Here is an 18,462-nt window from a genome sequence, read left to right as displayed (position 1 = left end):
ACGTCCACACACTAGCCACGAGCGGGGATTTCACAGAGCGGAAACGGCCTGAGAGATAGCAGTATCACCCGAGATCGCTTCGAGGACGCGGCCTGCCGTCGACGGGGTGTCGAGCAAGGCGACGAGGACAGCGGCGACGTCCTGGCGGGGAATGGGTCCGCGTCCGGTGGATTCGGCGATCAGGATCTCGCCGGTGCCTTCGTCGTCGGTCAGCTGACCCGGCCGCAGGATCGTCCAGTCGAGATCGCGGGCGCGCAGATCGTCCTCGGCCGCTTTCTTGGCTTTGAGGTAGATCCGGAACTCGTCCGAGACGTCCGCGGTCTCCCATTTGTCGGCACCCATGGATCCGACCTGGATGTGCCGCCGGACGCCCGCCTGTTCCGACGCCGCCGCGAAGAGTTCCGCGGCGGCCCTGTCCACGGTGTCCTTGCGGGCCGTGCCGCTGCCGGGGCCGGCGCCCGCCGCGAAAACGGCGGCGTCGGCACCGTCGAGCACCTTGGCGACGGCGTCCACATCGGACTTTTCCAGATCGAGGACGGCGGCTTCCGCGCCCGCCGCTTCGAGATCGGCGACGTGATCGGGATTGCGCACGATCCCCACCGCTTGATCACCTCGCGCGGAGAGGAGTTTCTCCAGCTTCAGCGCGATCTGTCCGTGTCCACCCGCAATAACGACTCGCATGGACCCGACAGTAATGGGTTCAGTCGACTTCGGCAGGGAGCTCGGTCTCGCGCAGCAGCTGGTCGTAGACGATCTCGTTGACCAGGCGCGAGACCGGGTCCTCGTCGAGGAGCATGCGCTCGTTGTGGCCCTCGAGGTCGAGGTCGGCCACCGCGTTGGGGTCGGCGGTGACGATGCCGAGCCCGTAGGCGCGGGCACGCGGCAGGCAGTTGCCGACGTAGTCTTCCGTCAATACGGCTGGCGATGGGAGCACCATCGCGGCCTCGCCGTAGCGTGCGAACGGAACCGCGGAGGCCATCGCGGTGCGCCAGTGCCGGGCGACCGCGAGGACGCCGATGATCTCGGCGGCCGGCGCGGGTGCGGTCGCGGCCAGCTCTGGCCATGTCCAGGTGTCGACGGTGGCGCGATCGACGACGGGACCCATGCCCATCGCGATGCGCTCCGCGTGCACGTCGGTGCGGAGCCGGGCGACCACGCAGATCTTGCGGCCGAGCACGGTGGTCTCCGGCAAGACGATGCCGTTCCAGCCGAGCAGGGCCGCCGCCTTGCGCGAAAGCTCCCCGACGCTCGCGGGCAGTTCGATCGGCGGCACCACCCGGCTCGGCAGTGACCGGCTGCGCTTCGCGCCACCGGCGACCGTCGAGCTCTCCATGTTCGGTGTAGCCGCCACGTTCCGCCTCCTTCGAACCTGGTTTCCCTAAGGCTCTTCATCCCGTGCCACCTCGGTGGAAGCGGCACATGAACTGTCTAACAGGGCGGGGAGGCGGCGGCGCCGGACAACGCGAGTGGCTGCGATCGGCGGCGCCTTGCGATCGGTGACCGGTCGGTAGGCGGTCGTCGGACTTCAGTCCGACCGTGCCGCCAACCGAGTGAGAGCGAGGTAAGTGGTGTGACCGTTCGTCTCCGAACGGTCACCAGTACGGACCCTCCGCCACCGAACAGTGACGCGGCGAGGGAAGCAAAACGTTAGGCCATTCAGCCCAATGAATACTCATTCCATTGTGGACCGTCGCAGGTCAGCTCACGAGATCGTCGCGGTGCGGAGGAGATCTTCGACGCCCGGCGTCCGCCACTCGTCCATCACCACGACTTGCCTGTCCGCGACGAACCAGATCCGCTGGGTCACTCGCGTCTCGCCGCTTCCGCCCGTCTGTCCACGAGGAACACACTGGATCGTCCACTCCTCGTAGGCCGCCGTCGCCGCGCCGACCGGTGCGGTGGCGGAAGCCGTCCGCTCGGCGTCACCCTCTTGGCGGAGGTCTTTGCGTCCGGCCGCGTTACAGGCCCGGCCGCCCGCGCTGCGCCGGTAGAACCCGCCCGGCCGGTACGGCGGCTGTTCGGCGGACTGCTGGGTGTTGTCCGTGACGAGGACGTACTTGCAGTTGAAGTACTTCTTGGGATCCGGGCAGCCCGGCGCGACGAGCACCTTCTCCAGTCCCTGCGAGACCACGGTCCAGTCCTTCGGCAGCTGCAGGGTCAGCGCGCCGACCGACACGGCCTCGGTACCCGGCGGAGTCCCGGTGCCCGGGGCGGCGGTGGCCGACCCCTTCACGGCCTTGCCGCCGGTCAGGCCCGCGACGAGTTCGGGTTTCAGCAGTTCGGAGAGCCTGGCGTAGGGAAGCTTCATGGTCTGGACGCCGCAAGCGGTCTCGAAACCGAGCCGGGTGAAGTTGATCGCGAGCTCGACTTCGGCGGGGGTGAACGCCGGGAACACCTTGCGCTCCCCCGGTCCGGCCAGGTCGGACGGTTTGATCGGCGTCCAGGTGGTGAGCGCGCAGCCCTGGTCGTGATCGGGCCAGAGCAGATCGCTGAGCGTCAGCATGCCCTGGTCGGAGAACATCCCGGGACGGAACAGGTCCGCGGGCGCGACGGCGGTGCCGCTCGCGAGGTCGATCAGCACGGAGGAGCGGCCGAAGTTCCACGTCGGGTGCGGAGCGTTGTCGAGGCCGTGTTCGTAGCTGACCGAGAGGTACTTCTCGTTCTGCATCCGCACGTCGGCCTTGGTAGTGAGGACGTACGGGCCGCCGCCTCGTTCGGAGGCCAGCTTCGCCGCGCCCGGTCCGGTCTCCCGGTTCCACTCGTCGATCGGCGCGGTCAGCGCGTCGTTGACCCGCTTCGACCAGGCCTGGCCGGGTCCGCCGGTCACCTCGGGATACTGCCCGCGGAACCGGAGGTCGGTGCCGGGCACCGTCCCGGAGCGGTCCTTCATGGCCACTTGGAGCGCGACGGCCTGCTGAGTGGTCGGCGACGGCTGTGGTGGCGGGGTGCTCGCGTCGGAGAAGACGACCACGCCACCGACCACCGCGGCCGTCGCGGCGACGACACCGACGGCGATCTTCAGCCCGGCCGCGATCCCGCCGCTCGACGCGGCCACCGCACCCGTTCCGGCGGCGGCGACGCCGGGAGCGGCCGCCGTACCGGCGCCGAGCAGGACCAACGGCGTCGCCGCGACGAGCACGCCCGCCGCCTTCGCCAGCCGGGACCAGCCCTTGCGCTCCCAGTCCTCGCCGTACCCCGCGCGGGCGACGCGTTCGAGTTCGCCGACGAACGTGAGCGCGTCGACAGGCCGTTTCGACGGGTCCTTCGACATCCCCATCGCGACGATCTGGTGCACCGGCTGCGGGACTTCGCCGAACGGGATGGGCGCGTGTTCGTGCAGCGTGCGCAGCACTTCGGTCTGTTCGGCCTCGTACGGCCGGTGCCCGGCGACGCACTGGAAGAACACGCAGGTCGCGGCGTAGACGTCGGTCGCGGGAGTGGCTTCTCCGCCGGCCCATTGCTCGGGCGCCATGTACGCGGGGGTGCCCACGGCCGGGCCGCGTTCACCCGCCAGGACGGCCGTGCCGAAGTCGACCAGCTTGCTCTCGCCGGTGTCGGCGACGAGGACGTTGGCCGGTTTGTAGTCCCGGTGGACGACGTTCGCGAAGTGCGCCGCCGCCAAACCGAGCAGCGAGCCTTTCAGGACCGCGAGTGCGGCTTCGGGTTCGAGAGCGCCTTCGGCCTGAAGCACCGAACGGAGCGAGACACCGTTGATCGCCTCCATGACGATCGCGGCGCCCTGCGGCGTCTCGAAGAACTCGTACAGCTTCACGACGTGCGAGCTCGTGACACGGTGCAGCGCCAGCGCCTCCTGGCGGAACGCGGCGAGATAGGCGGGCTCGGCGGCGAAGCGGGAGAAGAGGTACTTGATGGCGACGACGTGGCCGGTGTTGTCCTGGCGCGCGAGCACCACACGGCCGAAGGTGCCCGTGCCGAGCTGCTCCAGCTCGGTGAAACCGGGCAATCTCCACTCGTCGTTTAGTTCCATCGCGCCTCTTCCAGGATTTTGTCGAGGCCTGGAGTGTTCCATTCGTCCACGATCACGAGCTGTGTTTTCGGCAGGAACCACACTCGCTGGGTGACCGTGCCGCCGCCGGAGCACGTGAGCCGCCACTCTTCGTAGGCGGCCTTCTTCGTTCCGATCGGGCGAAGCTCCTTCTTCTGCAGGATGGGTGATCCCTGTGTCTCGCCCGGTGCCCCGAGGGAATGGCAGGGCCGCGGACCGTTGGACCGGTTGTACGGCTTGCCCGGTTCATACGCCGGGGTGGCCGCGTCGACGCGCGAGTTGTCGCTGAAGACGACGCCCGCGCAGTGGAACGGCTGCATCCCGTCGTTCGAGCACTGGTCGGCGGTCACCAGGTAGCGCTCGATGGGCGCGCTGGAGAGCAGCCACCACTTCTCCGGCGTGGTGATGGTGAAGGCGCCGACGTTGTCCTCTTTGGTCCGTTTGCCCTGCGTGCCGCCTCCCGCGAGGCCGAGGAGGTTCGACACCGAGGGACTCAGCAGGTCGGCGAGGCGGGCGTACTCGGTGGTGACCTCGGTCGGATCGCAGACGCGCGGATAGCCGAGCGCGGAGCCGTAGACGTAGAACCGCATGCCGTTGGCCGTGGGCGCCGCCTGCAGGATGGAGTCGTAATCGAAGGTGTACCGCGCCGACAACGCCGTCGCCGGGAGGTGTTCGGGCGAGGTCGGTTTGTCGGCGAGGCAATCGCCCGGCCTCGCCGAGTCGAGGATCAGGTCTTCGAGCTTCCGCATCCGCGCGGCGGTGCCGTCGACGTTGTCGAACAGGTGCGCGCCGGAGATCTGCTCGCCCTTGGCCAGGTCGATGACGATCGGGCGGACGCTGAACCCGCCGTGGTTGCCGAACTGGGTGGAGTCGATCGAGCGTTTGTAGACGACCGAGACCAGCTTGTCGTCCTGGCGCAGGATCTCGGCCTCGGTCTTCATGTGCGGGATGTCGCCGTCCGGCTCGCGCCGCGGCTGGTAGCTGTCGGGCCAGAAGTTCTCGAGCCAGCCGTCGATCGGCGCCATCAGCGCCTTGTTGACGCGGTCCTCGGCGGCCTTGTCCTTCAGCCCGCTGATCCGGACGTACTTGCCGTTGTAGTCGAAGCCGTCGAACTTCTCGGTGCGGGTGAGGAGGTCGACCTTCATCGCGGAGAGCGTCGTGGTCGGCGGGTCGTCGCTGTTGGCGTTGATGACCACGACGGTGCCGACGGCCGCGGCGGTGACGGCGGCGACCGCGGCCGTCACCTTGAGGCCGACCGCGATCCCGCCGCCGGTGGTCGCCGCGACCCCGCCCGCCGCGCCGCCCGCGACGACCGGCGCGGCGGCGGTCCCGGCTCCGAGCAGGGCCAGCGGGGACAGCGCGACCAGGACACCGGCGCCCTTGGCGAGCCAGTGCCAGCCGTTGCGCTCCCAGTCCTCGCCGTACGCCTTCCTGGCGGAGGACTCCAGTTCGGCGACGAACTCGGCCGCTCCCGACGGCCGCTGGGCGACGTCCTTCGCCATGCCGCGCGCGATGAGGTCGCGGACCGGTTCGGGGACCTCGCCGAACGGGATCGGCGCGTATTCGTGCAGCGTGCGCAGCACTTCGGTCTGTTCGGCTTCGTACGGCCGGTGCCCGGCGACGCACTGGAAGAACACGCAAGTCGCGGCGTAGACGTCGGTCGCCGGAGTGGCGATCCCGCCCGCCCACTGCTCGGGCGCCATGTACGCGGGCGTGCCCGCGGCGACCCCGGTCTGCCCGGCGAGGACGGCGATGCCGAAGTCGACGAGCTTGCTCTGCCCCTCACGGGTGACCAGGACGTTGGCCGGTTTGTAGTCGCGGTGGACGGTGCCCGCGGCGTGCGCGCCGGCGAGGCCGAGCAGCGAGCCCTTGAGGATGGCCAGCGCGGCTTCGGGTTCGAGCTTCTCCTGGCGGCCGAGGATCTCTTTCAGGGAGATTCCGTGAACGGCTTCCATGACGATGGCCGCGCCCTGCGGGGTCTCCACGAACTGGTGCAGACGGGCGATGTGGGGCCCCGAAACGCGGCTCAGGACGTGGGCCTCATGGCGGAACTCGGCCAGGCGCTGCGGGTTTGCGGCGAACTTCGTGTACAGGTATTTGATGGCCACGACCTGCGCGGATTCGTCGTGCCGGGCCAGGACGACCCGGCCGAATCCACCTTCGCCCAGCGACCCCATCTCGGTGAAACCCGGCAAGGTCCAGTCGTCCACAGATTCCTCCGCGATTCCCGATCGTGTCCCCTTGGAGGTGAGCTGCGCCGCAGCGGTTCCCCGCCTTCCGGGTTTAGGGTTACCCGTCGGTCACTTAGCCCGTTGCGATGGAGGAACGATGCGTTCGCCGAAGGATTTCTTCGCCCCGCTCGCCGTGGGGGCGCCGGAACCGCTCCGCCAGATCCCCGTGCCTCCTTCGCGGATGATCCACTTCTTCGACCCCAGCAACGAGAAGATGGCCGCCAAGGTCCCGGATCTTGCCAAGAAGGTCGACGTCCTGCTCGGCAACCTCGAGGACGCCGTGCGCGCCGACCGCAAGGAGGCCGCGCGGAATGGGCTCGTCTCCATCGCCAAGGCGACGGACTTCGGCAAGACGCAGCTGTGGACCCGTGTCAACAGCCTCGACTCGCCGTGGGTGCTCGACGACCTGATCACGCTGGTCACCGAGATCGGCGACAAACTCGACGTGATCATGGTGCCGAAGGTCGAAGGCGCGCAGGACATCCACTACGTCGACAGGCTGCTCGCGCAGCTCGAAGCGCGGGCAGGGCTGACGAAACCGCTGCTGGTGCACGCGATCCTGGAAACCGCCAGCGGTGTCGCGAACGTCGAGGAGATCGCCGGCGCGAGCCCCCGGATGCAGGGCATCTCGCTCGGCCCGGCGGACCTCGCGGCGAGCCGCCGGATGAAGACCACCCGGGTGGGTGGCGGGCATCCCGGTTACCTGGTGCGCACGGATCCGACCGGCGAGGACCTGAACGAGGGACGCACGACGTATCAGCAGGATCTCTGGCACTACACCGTCGCGCGGATGGTCGACGCCTGCGCGGCGAACGGGATCCTGCCGTACTACGGGCCGTTCGGCGACATCCGCGACGTCGTGGCCTGCGAAGACCAGTTCCGCAACGCGTTCCTGCTCGGCTGCGTGGGTGCCTGGAGCCTGCACCCGGTGCAGATCGACATCGCCAAGAAGGTGTTCTCGCCCGCGCCCGAAGATGTGGCCTGGGCGCGGCGCGTGATCGCCGCGATGGGTGATGGCACCGGTGCGGTGATGATCGACGGCAAGATGCAGGACGACGCCTCGGTCAAGCAGTGCCGGGTGGTCGCCGAACTCGCCGACGCCCTGGCCGCCGACGACCCCGAACTCGCCGCCGCGTACGACGCGGCCACCAAGGAGGCTTCCGCATGAACCCCCGGCGTTCCGTCCTCTACATGCCCGGCGCGAACGAAAGAGCGCTGGAAAAGGCCAAGACGCTCGACGCGGACAGCCTCATCCTCGACCTTGAGGACGCCGTCGCGCCCGATGCGAAGGAAGCCGCACGTGAACGCGTTTGCGCCGCCGCGTCGTCGAAGGAGTACGGCAAGCGCGAGGTGACCATCCGCGTCAACGGCCTCGACACCGAATGGCACGACGCGGACCTTCGCGCCGCCGCGCAGGCGGGCCCGGCCGCGATCGTGGTCCCGAAGGTGAACTCCGCCGCCGAAGTACACAACATCGAGCGCGCGCTGGAACTCGGTGGCGCGCCGGACCACACGAAGATCTGGGCGATGGTCGAAACCCCGGTCGCGATGCTGCACGCCGAGGAGATCGCCGCGGCGTCCGAGCGGTTGACCGTGCTGGTCATGGGCACGAACGACCTGGCGAAGGAACTGCACGCCGAGTTCGTCCCCGGCCGCGCGCCGTTGCTGGGCGGGCTCTCGCTCGCGCTGCTGGCCGCGCGGGCGACCGGCAAGGCGATCCTCGACGGCGTCTACAACGACGTGAAGGACCTCGAAGGCTTCGAGGCCGAATGCCTGCAGGGACGTCAGTTCGGCTTCGACGGCAAGACGCTGATCCACCCGGCGCAGCTGGAGCCGTGCAACCGGATCTTCGCGCCCTCGGAGGAGGAGATCGCACGGTCGCGCAAGATCATCTCGGCGTTCGAAGAGGCGCAGGCGGCCGGTCAGGGCGTCGTGACCGTGGACGGGCGGATGATCGAGAACCTGCACGTGGAGAACGCGCGGCGGATCCTGGCGCTGGCCGACGCGGTCGCCAACTGACGCGTTTCGTCCTCTGAATGCACTATTTGCGTATGCGAGGACCGCAAGGTGTCAACTCATATGGACGCTTGCCTAAGCTGTACGCATGACCCGGCAGCGTCTAACGTCGATCGAGATCGAGGGCTTCACCTCGATCCGTTCGGCGCGCGTCGAACTGGGCGCGATGAATGTGCTGATCGGCGCGAACGGCGCGGGCAAGAGCAACTTCGTCCAGTCCTTCGAGCTGTTGGGCTGGATCAGCGAAGACCTGCTGAACCTGTTCGTGGGACGCAATGGCGGTGCGTCCGCGCTCCTCAACGACGCCGTCGACACCCTGCGGATCAGCTTCAAACTGGAAGCCCCACCCAACAGCTACCAAGCACATCTCGCGGCGGCACCCGGGGAAGAACTGATCTTCGACGAAGAAGTGATTTCGTACCATGGCCCCGGCCATGACCAGCCGTGGACGAAATCGATCGGCCGCGGGCATCGGGAGAGCCGCCTCAACGACGTCGTCGAGGAGCGCGGTCCGAAGTCGGTGGCTTCACACATCACCGAGTTACTCCAAGGCTGCCGCGTCTATCACTTCCACGACACCAGCTTCGACGCGCCGGTGAAACGGCTGACCCCGACCGCGGACGATCTCGCGCTGCGGGCGGACGCGGGGAACATCGCAGCGGTTCTCTTGCGACTACGAGACAGTGAAGCCCGGGCGGACAAGGTCGCGTATCGCCGGATCGTCGGCGCGATCCGGCTGGTCGCGCCGTTCTTCCGCGACTTCGTCCTCCAGCCGGACAGCACCGACCGCATCCTCCTCCGCTGGCAGCGGCAAAATTCCGAAACCATTTTCTCCGCGAATCAGATGTCCGACGGGACGCTGCGTTTCGTCTGCCTCGCCACCCTCTTGCTGCAACCGGAACTGCCCGCGCTGGTGGTGCTCGACGAACCGGAACTTGGCCTGCACCCGATGGCCATCGTCCAGTTGGCCGACATGCTGCGATCCGCCTCGACCCGCAGTCAGGTCCTCATAGCGACTCAGTCGGTGACCTTGATGAACCAGTTCTCCGCCGAGGACTTGATCGTCGTCGAACAGCGGGACGGGAACTCGGTCTTCATCCGGCCGAACAAGGCGGCGCTGGAGAGCTGGCTCGACGAGTACTCGCTCGGCGAACTTTGGGAGAAGAACATCATCGGCGGTCAGCCGGGATCGACAGGCAGCGTTCTCGATGCCTGAGCCGAGACGCCTCCATCTGCTGGTGGAAGGCCAGACCGAGGCAACGGTCGTCCGGGATCTGCTCTCCCGTCATTTCCGCCACCAAGGCTGGCTCGTCACCTATTCGACGGTCCGTACGCACACCTCGTCCGTGACTTACCGCGGCGGTGTCACGTCCTGGCCGAAACTGCACAAGGAGATCAAGGAACTGCTCGCCAGCCCACGTCTCACCGTTCTGACGACGCTGTTCGACTATTACGGGTTCCCTCCTGACGCGCCAGGCATGGCGACGAGACCGTCCGGTCCGGCCACGACCAAGGTCACGCATGTCGAGGAAGCGATGCGAGCGGCTGTCGGTGACCGCCGATTCGTCCCGCATCTCGTCCAGCACGAACTGGAGTCCTGGGTGTTCGCCGCCGGTGACCAGCTCGCTCTCCTTCGCGACGAACCCGATGTCGCCGACCGGATCAAACAGGACTGCGCCGAAGCCGGTGGACCAGAACTCGTCAATGACGATCCGAAGAACGCACCTTCGAAGCGTCTCGCCAGGTATTGCCCCGGCTATGTGAAGACACTCGAAGGGCCACTGGCGATCGCGGACCTGGGCATCGACGGCCTCCGAGCCCAATGTCCACACTTCTCGGCCTGGCTGGACGAACTCGGCTCCAGGGTTTGACGCGAAATGCCCGGGTCAGGGCCAGGGGCGCGGGGTGGGGCGAAGGGTTTCGTAGGCGGCTGCGGCGCGAAGGACGTCCAGGTCGGCGAAGCGGCGGCCGCTGATTTGGAGGCCGATGGGCTGGTCGTCGCTCGTGTGGCCGCAGTTGATCGAGACCGCGGGCTGGCCGGACATGTTGTACGGCACGGTGAACGCGATGTGCTCGAACGGGCGGCGCGGGTCGTTGGTCGGCGAGGGCCAGTCGGCGGGCGGGGCCGAGACCGGGCAGGTCGGCGACAGGACGACGTCGAACCGTTCGGTCTCGCGCAGGGTGGCGACGGCGATGGCGTCGATCTGCGCGAAACCGCGATAGGCGTCGACACCGCTGACGTCGGCGCCGCCGGCGGCCCAGTCGGCGATGTACGGCAGGACCTTCGCGCGGCGGTCTTCGGGCAGCGCCGCCATGTCCGACCAGGCGCGGACGCGCCAGAAGGTGTCGAGCCCGTCGAGCATTTCGCGGCGCAGGAAAGGCGAAACCGACTCGACGACAGCACCGGCCGCCTCGAAGACACGTGCGGCTTCGGTGACAGCGGCGATCGTCTCCGGCAGCACAGGAAGGCCGACGCCGGGATCAAGGTGCAGCCCGATCCGCAGGCCCTTGACCTCGCCGGACAGCGCAGTCCAGTCGAGCGCCGACGGCGGCAGCGAAAGGTGGTCGCGACCGTCCACACCGGACAGAACGCTCATCAGCAGCGCGGTGTCGGCGACGGTCCGCGTCATCGGCCCGGCGACGCGGCCGAGGAACGGCGGATCCACCGGCACCCGGCCGAAACTCGGTTTCAGCCCGACCAGGCCGCACCAGCCGGCGGGCAGCCGGATCGAGCCGCCGATGTCGGTGCCGACGTGCAGCGGGCCGTACCCGGCGGCGGCCGCCGAACCGGCACCCGCGCTGGAGCCGCCCGGCGTACGCGTGGTGTCCCACGGATTCCGCGACGCGGTGTGGAAACTCGACAGCCCGGACGTCAGCATCCCGTAGTCCGGCATGGTCGTCTTGCCCAGCAGGACACCGCAGGACTCGCGCACGCGAGCGCCCGCCGGTGCGTCTTCGGACGCGGCTTCCAGCGAGGTGGCGGCCGTGCCGAGCGGGACCGGCGTGCCCCGGGTCGCGATGTTCTCCTTGAGAGTCAAGGGAACGCCGTCGATCGGGCCGAGCGGTTCCCTCGCGTGCCAACGGCTTTCGGACGCCTTCGCGTCTTCGCGCGCGCCACTCGGGTCGTACGCGTAGAGCGCGTGCAGTTCGGGTTCGCGCGCTTCGACGCGGGCGAGGACCGCGTCGGTGACCTCGACCGGCGACAACGTCCCGGCACGGTACTGGGCGACCAGTTCGACAGCGGTCAGATCGGGCAACTCCGGCACAGCGGGCCTCCTTACGTCGCGGGTGGTTCGAAGCGGCCGTCGACCGCGGTCCAGCCGCCGTCCACCGCCAGCACGGAGCCGGTCACGAACGACGACGCGTCCGAGGCCAGGTAGACGACGGCACCGGCGAGTTCGTCCGGACGCGCCCAGCGACCGAGCGCGCCCTTGGTCGCGTAGGCCTCGTACCAGTCCGGATTCGCTTTGATCTGCGCGGTGAGCGGGGTCTCGACGACGCCGGGCGCGATCGCGTTGACCCGCACCCCGGCCGGGCCGAACTCCGCCGCGGCCGTGCGGAACAGCTGCACCAGACCGGCTTTCGTCGCCGCGTACGGTCCTTGCCCCGGCTCGACAGTGGTGCCGCGGATCGACGAGAACCCGACGATGCTCCCCCGTCCGCGCTCGACCATCCCGGCGCCGAACGCGCGGACGACCTCGAACGTCGCGCCGAGGTTCAGCGCGATCACCCGGTCGAATTCCTCGCGCGAGTACTCCAGCAGCCGTTTGCGCACGTTGGTCGCGGCGGTCAGCACGACGACGTCGATCTCACCGAGCTCCTCCGCCGCTCGCGCCGCCGCGCCCTCCGAGAGCAGGTCGATCTCGTACGCCTCCCCGGCGCCGGTCTCCTTGGCCGCGGCGACGTCGCGGTCCGCGACGATCACTTCGGCACCGTGCGCGGCCAGGGCTTTCGCCGATTCGCGGCCGATTCCGCTGCCGCCGCCGAGGACGACGGCCCGCTTGCCGTCCAGCCGGAACAGGTTCTCGTAACTCACGGTCGCAGCACCGCCATCCTCGTCACGGTCAGTTCCTCGACCGCGAATCGTGGCCCTTCCCGCCCGATCCCGGAGTCCTTCACGCCGCCGTACGGCATGGTGTCGGACCGGAAACCGGGCACCTCGTTGACCACCACGCCGCCGACCTCCAGCTCGTCGAGCGCGCGGAAAGCCGTCTTCAAGGACGTACTGAACACCGAAGCGTGCAGCCCGTAGCGTGACGCGTTGACCTGGTCAAACGCTTCGTCCACAGAGGACACACGACGGACGCAGACGACCGGGCCGAAGATTTCCTCGTCCCAGCATTCGAGGCCGTCGGGCACGTCGAGCAGCACGGTCGGCCGGATCACCGTGCCGTCGACACCGCCGCCGGCCAGCCGCGCGCCGGCGGACGTCGCTTTGCCGACCCAGTCCTGAACACGCCGGGTCGATCCCGGATCGATCAGCGCCGAGACGCGCGTCTTCTCATCCCGCGGATCACCCGTGACGACCTCGCCGAGCCGCGCGAGCACCCGTTCGCTGAATTCCTCGGCGACGGCGTCCACGACCAGCACTCGCTGCACCGAAATGCAGGCCTGTCCGGACGCGTAGAACCCGCCGCGCAGCACGGCGTCCGCGGCGGCGTCGAGATCCGCGTCCTCCGCGACCACCAAAGCGGCGTTGGACCCCAGCTCCAGCAACGTCTTCGTGGGCGCGGCGTCACGGGCGATCCGGTGCCCGACCAGCGCGGATCCGGTGAACGACACCGCGCCGACACGCCGGTCCGTGACCAGCGCGGAGCCGACGGCCGCGTCCCCGGTGACCAGCTGGACCATCGCGGGCACCTCCGTCAGCGAGCGCACGAGATGCACCAGCCACAGCGTCGCCAGCGGCGTCTGCGGCGCGGGTTTCACCACCACCGGGCAGCCCGCCGCGATGGCGGGCGCGATCTTGTGCGACGCCAGCAGCAGCGGATAGTTGAATCCGGCGATCCCGACCACGACGCCGATCGGCTTGCGTTTCCAGAATCCGACCAGCCCGTCGCCGGAGGGCAGCAGATCGAGCGGCACGGTCTCGCCGTGCAGCCGCGAGACCTCCTCGGCGGCGGCCTGCCAGGTGACGATCGTGCGGGCGACCTCGACCCGGCAGTCGACCAGCGGCTTCCCGGTTTCGAGGACCAGAAGCCGCTCGAATTCGGAGCGGCGCGCTTCCAGGGCGGCGGCGACGTCGTTCAACAGCGAACGCCGGGTGCGCGACGGCAGGGCCGCGACCTGCTTGAACACCGCGACGGCCTCGTCGATCGCGCGCGTGGCCAGCTCCGGCGTCCCGACCGGCGCCCGGCCGATCTCGCTCCCGTCATAAGGGAACACGACCGGTTCGATGTCTACAGTGGACACCCAGCCGTCGCCGATCGGCAATCCCTCGGGATAGTCAGCCATCGTCCCCTCCCCTCAACCGCGCCAGCTCGGCCCGCAGATTCGGCGCGGCCGCCAGCAACTGCCTGGTGTAGTCGTGCTCCGGCGCGTCGTAGACCTGGTCGACGTCGCCGATCTCGACGATCTCCCCGCGCCTCATCACCGCGACCCGGTCGCACACGTGCCGCACCACGCCGAGGTCGTGCGAGACGAAGATCAGCGTCAGTGAGTACAGCTCGACCAGCGACGCGAGCAGGTCGAGGATCTGTTTGCGCACCGAGACGTCGAGCGCGCTCACCGGCTCGTCCGCGATGAGGACGCTCGGGTTCGGCGCGAGCGCCCGCGCGATCGAGACGCGCTGCCGCTGCCCGCCGGAGAACTGGTGCGGGTAGCGGCCGGCGGCGTCGGCGGGCAGGCCGACCGCCTCCAGCAGCTCCGCGACCCGTGCCGGATCCCGGCGTCCCAACGGTTCGGAGATGATGTCGCGCACTCGCATCCGCGGATCGAGCGAACCCATCGGATCCTGGAAGACGATCTGGAGTTCCGACCGCAGGAAGCCGAGTTTCCGCTCCGGAAGCGTGTCGACGCGTTTGCCCTGGAACGAGACGCTGCCCACCGTCGGCTTGTCCAGCGCGGCCAGCAATCTGACCAAAGTGGACTTTCCCGAACCGGACTCGCCGACGATCCCGAAGCGCTGACCTGCTTCGACGTCGAACGACACCCCGCGCAGCGCGTGCACGTCACGGCGTGTGTAGCGGCGTTCGAGGTCCCGCACCGAGATCATCATCGGCTCGCCTCCAGATCCGAAGCGGCCAAAAGCTTCTTCGTGTACTCGTGCTGCGGCGCGGTGAGAACGTCGCGAGTGGTGCCGGCTTCGACGATCTCGCCGTCCAGCATCACCAGCACGCGCTCGCACACCGACGCCACGACCGCGAGATCGTGCGTGATGAACAGCAGCGCGCTCTCCCGTTCGCGGACGCCGTCGAGGATCAGTTCCAGGATCTGCGCCTGCACGGTGACGTCCAAAGCGGTCGTCGGTTCGTCGCAGATCAGCAGCTTCGGGTCGTTGGCCAGCGCGATCGCGAGGACGACGCGTTGCCGCTGCCCGCCGGACAGCTGATGCGGATACGCGCGAGCGACCCCCGGCAGTCCGACGGAAGCCAGCAAAGCCTCGGGATCCTTCCTGACGTTTCGGTGGATCCGCATCGGTTCGGCCACCTGCGCGCCGACCCGCATCGCCGGGTTCAGCGCGGTCATCGGCTCCTGGAACACCATCGACAGGTCGTTGCCGCGCAACCGCGACAGTTCTTTCTCAGGAGCGCCCAGCAACTCGCGGCCGTCGAGTTTCACCGAGCCGGACGCGGCGAGCTCGTCGGGCAGCAGCCCCATGATCGACAACGCCGTCAGCGACTTCCCTGAACCCGACTCGCCGATCAAGCCGACGCGCTCACCTCGGGCGATGTCGAACGAGACGCCGCGGACCAGGCCGCCGATCGCGAGGTCGTGGACTTCGAGGGTCATAGCCGCGCCGCCAATCGCGGGTCGAGACGATCGCGAAGGCCGTCACCGAGCAGGTTGAATCCGAGGACCGCGATGGCGATCGCGACACCGGGCACGAGCGCGAGCCGCGGGTGCAGGGTCAGGAACACCTGGGATTCCTGCAGCATCCGGCCCCACGACGGCGTCGGCGGCCGCGTGCCGAACCCGAGGAATGACAACGCCGCTTCCGCGAGCACGGCGATCGCGAACGACACGGACGCCTGCACGATCAGCAGCCCGGAGATGTTCGGCAGCACGTGCCGCGCCGCGATGTTCAGCCGCGAGCGACCGGCCGACCGCGCGGCCAGCACGAACTCGCTGCTCATCACCTGCAGCGTCCCCGACCGCGCGATCCGCGCGAACGACGGGATGGTCGCGATGCCGATCGCCACCATCGCGGTCAGCGTGTCGGCCCCGAACACCGCGCCGAACATGATCGCCAGCAGCAGCGCGGGGAACGCGAGCACGAGATCGTTGACACGCATGACGAACTCGCCGAGCCACCGCGAAGACATCCCGGCGAGGATGCCCAGCGGCGTCCCGATCACCGCGGCGATGCCGACCGCGACCACGCCGACGTACAGCGTCGTCCGCGCGCCGACCATGATCTGGCTGAGCACGTCACGGCCGAAGCTGTCGGTGCCGAGCGGGTTCGAGCCGCTGAACTCGTGCAGCCGGTTCGGCGCGTCGACCTTCACCGGGTCGAACGGCGTCCACACGAACGAAAGCAGCGCGGCGAGCACGATCAGCGCGACCAGCACGCCGCCGATCACGAGACTGCGATTGCGCATCAGGAACCCCGCAATCTCGGGTCGAGCACCGTGTACAGGACGTCGACCACGAAGTTCACCAGCAGCACGCCGACCACCAAGACCAGCACGATCCCCTGCACGGACAACAGATCCCGCGAGGCCACCGAGTCCAGCAGCATGCTGCCCAGCCCCGGGAGCACGAACACGCGCTCGACGACGACCGCGCCGATCAGCAGCGTCGACAACTGCAGGCCGAGCACCGTCACCACCGGCACGGAGGCGTTGCGAAGGCCATGGCGGAACAGCGCTTGGAACGGCCGGAGTCCTTTGGAACGCGCGGTGCGCAGGTAGTCCTGCCCGAGCGTGTCGAGCACGGCGGACCGCACATAGCGCGTGAGCACCGCGCCTTGCACGAGCCCCAGCGACAACGCGGGCAGCACCAGACCGCGGAGGAATTCGCCGGGATCCTGCACCGGCGGCGTCCAGCCACCGGAGGGCAGCCAGCGCAGCTGCACCGCGAAGATCTGCACGAGGATGATGCCGGCGAGGAACGCGGGGATCGCGACGCCGATCTGCGACAGCCCGGAAACCGCGGTGCCGTCGGCCTTCCGGTGCCGCACCGCGGCGAACGTGCCCGCCGGGACGGCGATCAGCAACGCCACCAGCATCCCGGCCCCGACCAGCCACAACGTGACCCCGAGCCGGTCGGTCAGCGCCGGTCCGATCTCCTCGCGGGTGACGTACGAGCGGCCGAAGTCGCCGTGCAGGACACCGCCGATCCAGTCGAAGTACTGCGTCGCCAACGGGCGGTCGACGCCGAATTCGGCGCGGGTCTTCGCGACCAGGTCCGGCGTCGCGTTGACGCCCAGCGCGACCTGCGCCGGATCACCCGGCAGCACGGCCATGAACAGGAACACCACGATGGACGCGGCCAGCACACTGGCCACCAGGATCGCGACACGTCGCACGACTTTCACCGTCATCGCGGCGCCAATCCCGTGAGGTCGAAGGACTCGCTGACCTGGTTGCGGACGAACCCGGTCACCTTGTTCTTCGCCACGATCACGTTGGGGAACAGGAAAAGCCAGTCCGCGGCCGCGTCCTCGGACAACCGCCGCGCAACCTGGCGCATCGCGTCGACCTGCTCCTGGGACGTTCCGGCGTCGGCCTTCGCCAGCTCCTTCTGGACGTCCTTGCCGTCGTAGCCCCAGTAGTACTTGGGCTTGCCGAAGGTGACGATGTCGCGCGCCTCGACGTGCTGGATGATCGAGAGGTCGTAGTCGTGGTCGGTGAAGACCTGCTTGAGCCACACCGCCGGGAAGTCCAGCGGCTCGATCGTCACGGTGACCCCGACGTCCGCCAGCTGCGAAGACACCACCTGCGCGGCCGAAACGGCGTACGGCAGGTTCGGGATCCGCAGCCGCAGCGAGGGATTCGGCTGCCCGGCCTCGGCGAGCAGCGCTTTCGCCTTCGCGGGATCGAACGAATACGCCTTCGAGAGATCCTCGTACCAGGGATCCGTCGGCGGGACCATGCTGCCGATGAGCGTGCCGCGACCGGCCCAGGCCGTGTCCAGCAACGCCTTCCGGTCGATGGCGTACGACAGCGCGCGCCGCACGCGGACGTCGTTCAGCGGCGCGCGGGCGTTGTTGAACGCGAGCGTGACCTCGCTGTTCGTCGTGCCTTCGACGACGGTGAACCGGTCGTCGCTCTGGAACTGCGGGATCGAATCCGGCACGGTGATCGCGGAGATGACGTCGATCCCGTTGCTGAGCAAGGCGTTGTTGAGCGCCGTCGGATCCTTGATGTACTTGAGGACCACCGTGGAGTACGCCGGTCGCGTGCCCCAGTAATCGGGATTCCGCTTGAGCACGATGGAATCGCCGCGCCGCCGCGAGGACACCGTGTACGGCCCGGTGCCGACCGGTTTGTTCGCCAGATCCGCGACCCCGGTGGGGCTGAACATCGCGCCGAGCCTGCTGGTGAGGCTGAACAGCCAGCCGTTGCTGGGTTTCGTGAGCACGACCCGCGCGTGATCCGGAGCGACGACGTCGACCCTGTCGACGACGTCCATGGTGGACTTGATCGACACGGTCCAGTCGGTTTTCACCCGCATCAGGGAGAACTTGACGTCCTCGGCGGTGAACGGCGCGCCGTTGGAGAACTTCGCGTTCTCGCGGAGCTTGAAGTCGTAGGTCTTGCCGTCCGGGGAGACCGTCCACGATTCGGCCAGCAGCGGCACGATCTTCGCGTCCGCGTCGAGTTTCACCAGACCCTCGTAGACGTTGTAGAGCAAGGCTTGCGGGATGGCGGCGCCATCGGTGCGGGTGAAGTCGAAGTTCGCGGGCTCGGCGGTGTAGCCGATTGCGAGAGTGCCGGGATCCTTGGCGACCGTGGCGCTCGAACCGGCGGAGCAGCCGGACGTCACCAGCAGCAACGCCACTGTCGCCGCTTGGATCCGGGCTTTCATCCTGCCCCCTGACCGGTA

The 18,462-nt window shown here is 68.6% G+C and carries 16 protein-coding genes; 4 read left to right on the top strand and 12 right to left on the bottom strand.

Features of this window, described 5'->3' with window-relative positions; translation table 11 throughout:
- Positions 1-30: 30 nt before the first annotated feature.
- The 4 genes from AB0N89_RS31465 to AB0N89_RS31450 form a co-directional block, all read right to left on the bottom strand.
- Positions 31-681: an NAD(P)H-binding protein gene (locus AB0N89_RS31465; protein WP_364211988.1), complete on the bottom strand. Its 651-nt coding sequence runs from the start codon at positions 679-681 to the stop codon at positions 31-33.
- Between the two features lie 19 nt (positions 682-700).
- Positions 701-1,351, bottom strand: a complete 651-nt coding sequence (locus AB0N89_RS31460) for a hypothetical protein (RefSeq protein WP_364211985.1) — start codon at positions 1,349-1,351, stop codon at positions 701-703.
- A gap of 351 nt (positions 1,352-1,702) precedes the next feature.
- Complete coding sequence (locus tag AB0N89_RS31455; protein ID WP_364211982.1) at positions 1,703-3,988, bottom strand: serine/threonine-protein kinase; 2,286 nt, start codon at positions 3,986-3,988, stop codon at positions 1,703-1,705.
- Positions 3,979-6,216, bottom strand: coding sequence for a protein kinase (locus AB0N89_RS31450; RefSeq protein ID WP_364211979.1), 2,238 nt, complete (start codon positions 6,214-6,216; stop codon positions 3,979-3,981). The genes AB0N89_RS31455 and AB0N89_RS31450 overlap by 10 nt, the downstream gene beginning before the upstream one ends.
- Before the next feature lie 118 nt (positions 6,217-6,334).
- Between AB0N89_RS31450 and AB0N89_RS31445 the strand changes: the two genes are divergently transcribed.
- The 4 genes from AB0N89_RS31445 to AB0N89_RS31430 all read left to right on the top strand — a co-directional run bounded on the left by AB0N89_RS31445 (position 6,335) and on the right by AB0N89_RS31430 (position 10,124).
- Positions 6,335-7,405 carry a CoA ester lyase gene (locus AB0N89_RS31445; protein ID WP_364211977.1) on the top strand — a complete coding sequence of 357 codons (1,071 nt, stop codon included), beginning with the start codon at positions 6,335-6,337 and terminating at the stop codon, positions 7,403-7,405.
- Positions 7,402-8,256: a CoA ester lyase gene (locus AB0N89_RS31440; protein ID WP_364211974.1), complete on the top strand. Its 855-nt coding sequence runs from the start codon at positions 7,402-7,404 to the stop codon at positions 8,254-8,256. Before AB0N89_RS31445 ends, AB0N89_RS31440 begins: the two co-directional genes overlap by 4 nt.
- Before the next feature lie 85 nt (positions 8,257-8,341).
- Positions 8,342-9,469, top strand: coding sequence for an AAA family ATPase (locus tag AB0N89_RS31435; protein ID WP_364211971.1), 1,128 nt, complete (start codon positions 8,342-8,344; stop codon positions 9,467-9,469).
- The gene (locus AB0N89_RS31430) at positions 9,462-10,124 is read left to right on the top strand and encodes a DUF4276 family protein (RefSeq protein ID WP_364211968.1); all 663 of its coding nucleotides are present in this window, start codon (positions 9,462-9,464) and stop codon (positions 10,122-10,124) included. Before AB0N89_RS31435 ends, AB0N89_RS31430 begins: the two co-directional genes overlap by 8 nt.
- Before the next feature lie 15 nt (positions 10,125-10,139).
- Here AB0N89_RS31430 and AB0N89_RS31425 read toward each other — a convergent pair whose 3' ends face one another.
- From AB0N89_RS31425 to AB0N89_RS31390, 8 genes are read right to left on the bottom strand one after another with little or no spacing between them, the layout of a single operon-like run.
- Positions 10,140-11,519: an amidase gene (locus AB0N89_RS31425; RefSeq protein ID WP_364211965.1), complete on the bottom strand. Its 1,380-nt coding sequence runs from the start codon at positions 11,517-11,519 to the stop codon at positions 10,140-10,142.
- A gap of 11 nt (positions 11,520-11,530) precedes the next feature.
- Positions 11,531-12,289 carry an SDR family NAD(P)-dependent oxidoreductase gene (locus tag AB0N89_RS31420; protein WP_364211962.1) on the bottom strand — a complete coding sequence of 253 codons (759 nt, stop codon included), beginning with the start codon at positions 12,287-12,289 and terminating at the stop codon, positions 11,531-11,533.
- On the bottom strand, positions 12,286-13,707 hold the full coding sequence (locus tag AB0N89_RS31415) for an aldehyde dehydrogenase family protein (RefSeq protein ID WP_364211959.1): 1,422 nt from the start codon (positions 13,705-13,707) through the stop codon (positions 12,286-12,288). Before AB0N89_RS31415 ends, AB0N89_RS31420 begins: the two co-directional genes overlap by 4 nt.
- Positions 13,700-14,470 carry an ATP-binding cassette domain-containing protein gene (locus AB0N89_RS31410; protein WP_364211956.1) on the bottom strand — a complete coding sequence of 257 codons (771 nt, stop codon included), beginning with the start codon at positions 14,468-14,470 and terminating at the stop codon, positions 13,700-13,702. Before AB0N89_RS31410 ends, AB0N89_RS31415 begins: the two co-directional genes overlap by 8 nt.
- Positions 14,467-15,204 (bottom strand): ABC transporter ATP-binding protein, encoded by a 738-nt coding sequence (locus tag AB0N89_RS31405; RefSeq protein WP_364211953.1) that lies wholly within the window; start codon positions 15,202-15,204, stop codon positions 14,467-14,469. The genes AB0N89_RS31410 and AB0N89_RS31405 overlap by 4 nt, the downstream gene beginning before the upstream one ends.
- On the bottom strand, positions 15,201-16,013 hold the full coding sequence (locus tag AB0N89_RS31400) for an ABC transporter permease (protein WP_364211951.1): 813 nt from the start codon (positions 16,011-16,013) through the stop codon (positions 15,201-15,203). Before AB0N89_RS31400 ends, AB0N89_RS31405 begins: the two co-directional genes overlap by 4 nt.
- Positions 16,013-16,957, bottom strand: a complete 945-nt coding sequence (locus tag AB0N89_RS31395; protein ID WP_364211948.1) for an ABC transporter permease — start codon at positions 16,955-16,957, stop codon at positions 16,013-16,015. Before AB0N89_RS31395 ends, AB0N89_RS31400 begins: the two co-directional genes overlap by 1 nt.
- Entirely contained in the window at positions 16,954-18,444 is a 1,491-nt protein-coding gene (locus tag AB0N89_RS31390; protein WP_364211945.1) for an ABC transporter substrate-binding protein, read from the bottom strand. The genes AB0N89_RS31395 and AB0N89_RS31390 overlap by 4 nt, the downstream gene beginning before the upstream one ends.
- Positions 18,445-18,462 lie beyond the last annotated feature (18 nt).

The sequence above is a fragment of the Amycolatopsis sp. NPDC089917 genome, from assembly GCF_040684635.1.
Taxonomy (GTDB): Bacteria; Actinomycetota; Actinomycetes; order Mycobacteriales; family Pseudonocardiaceae; genus Amycolatopsis.
This window is presented reverse-complemented; position numbering and strand designations above follow the sequence as displayed.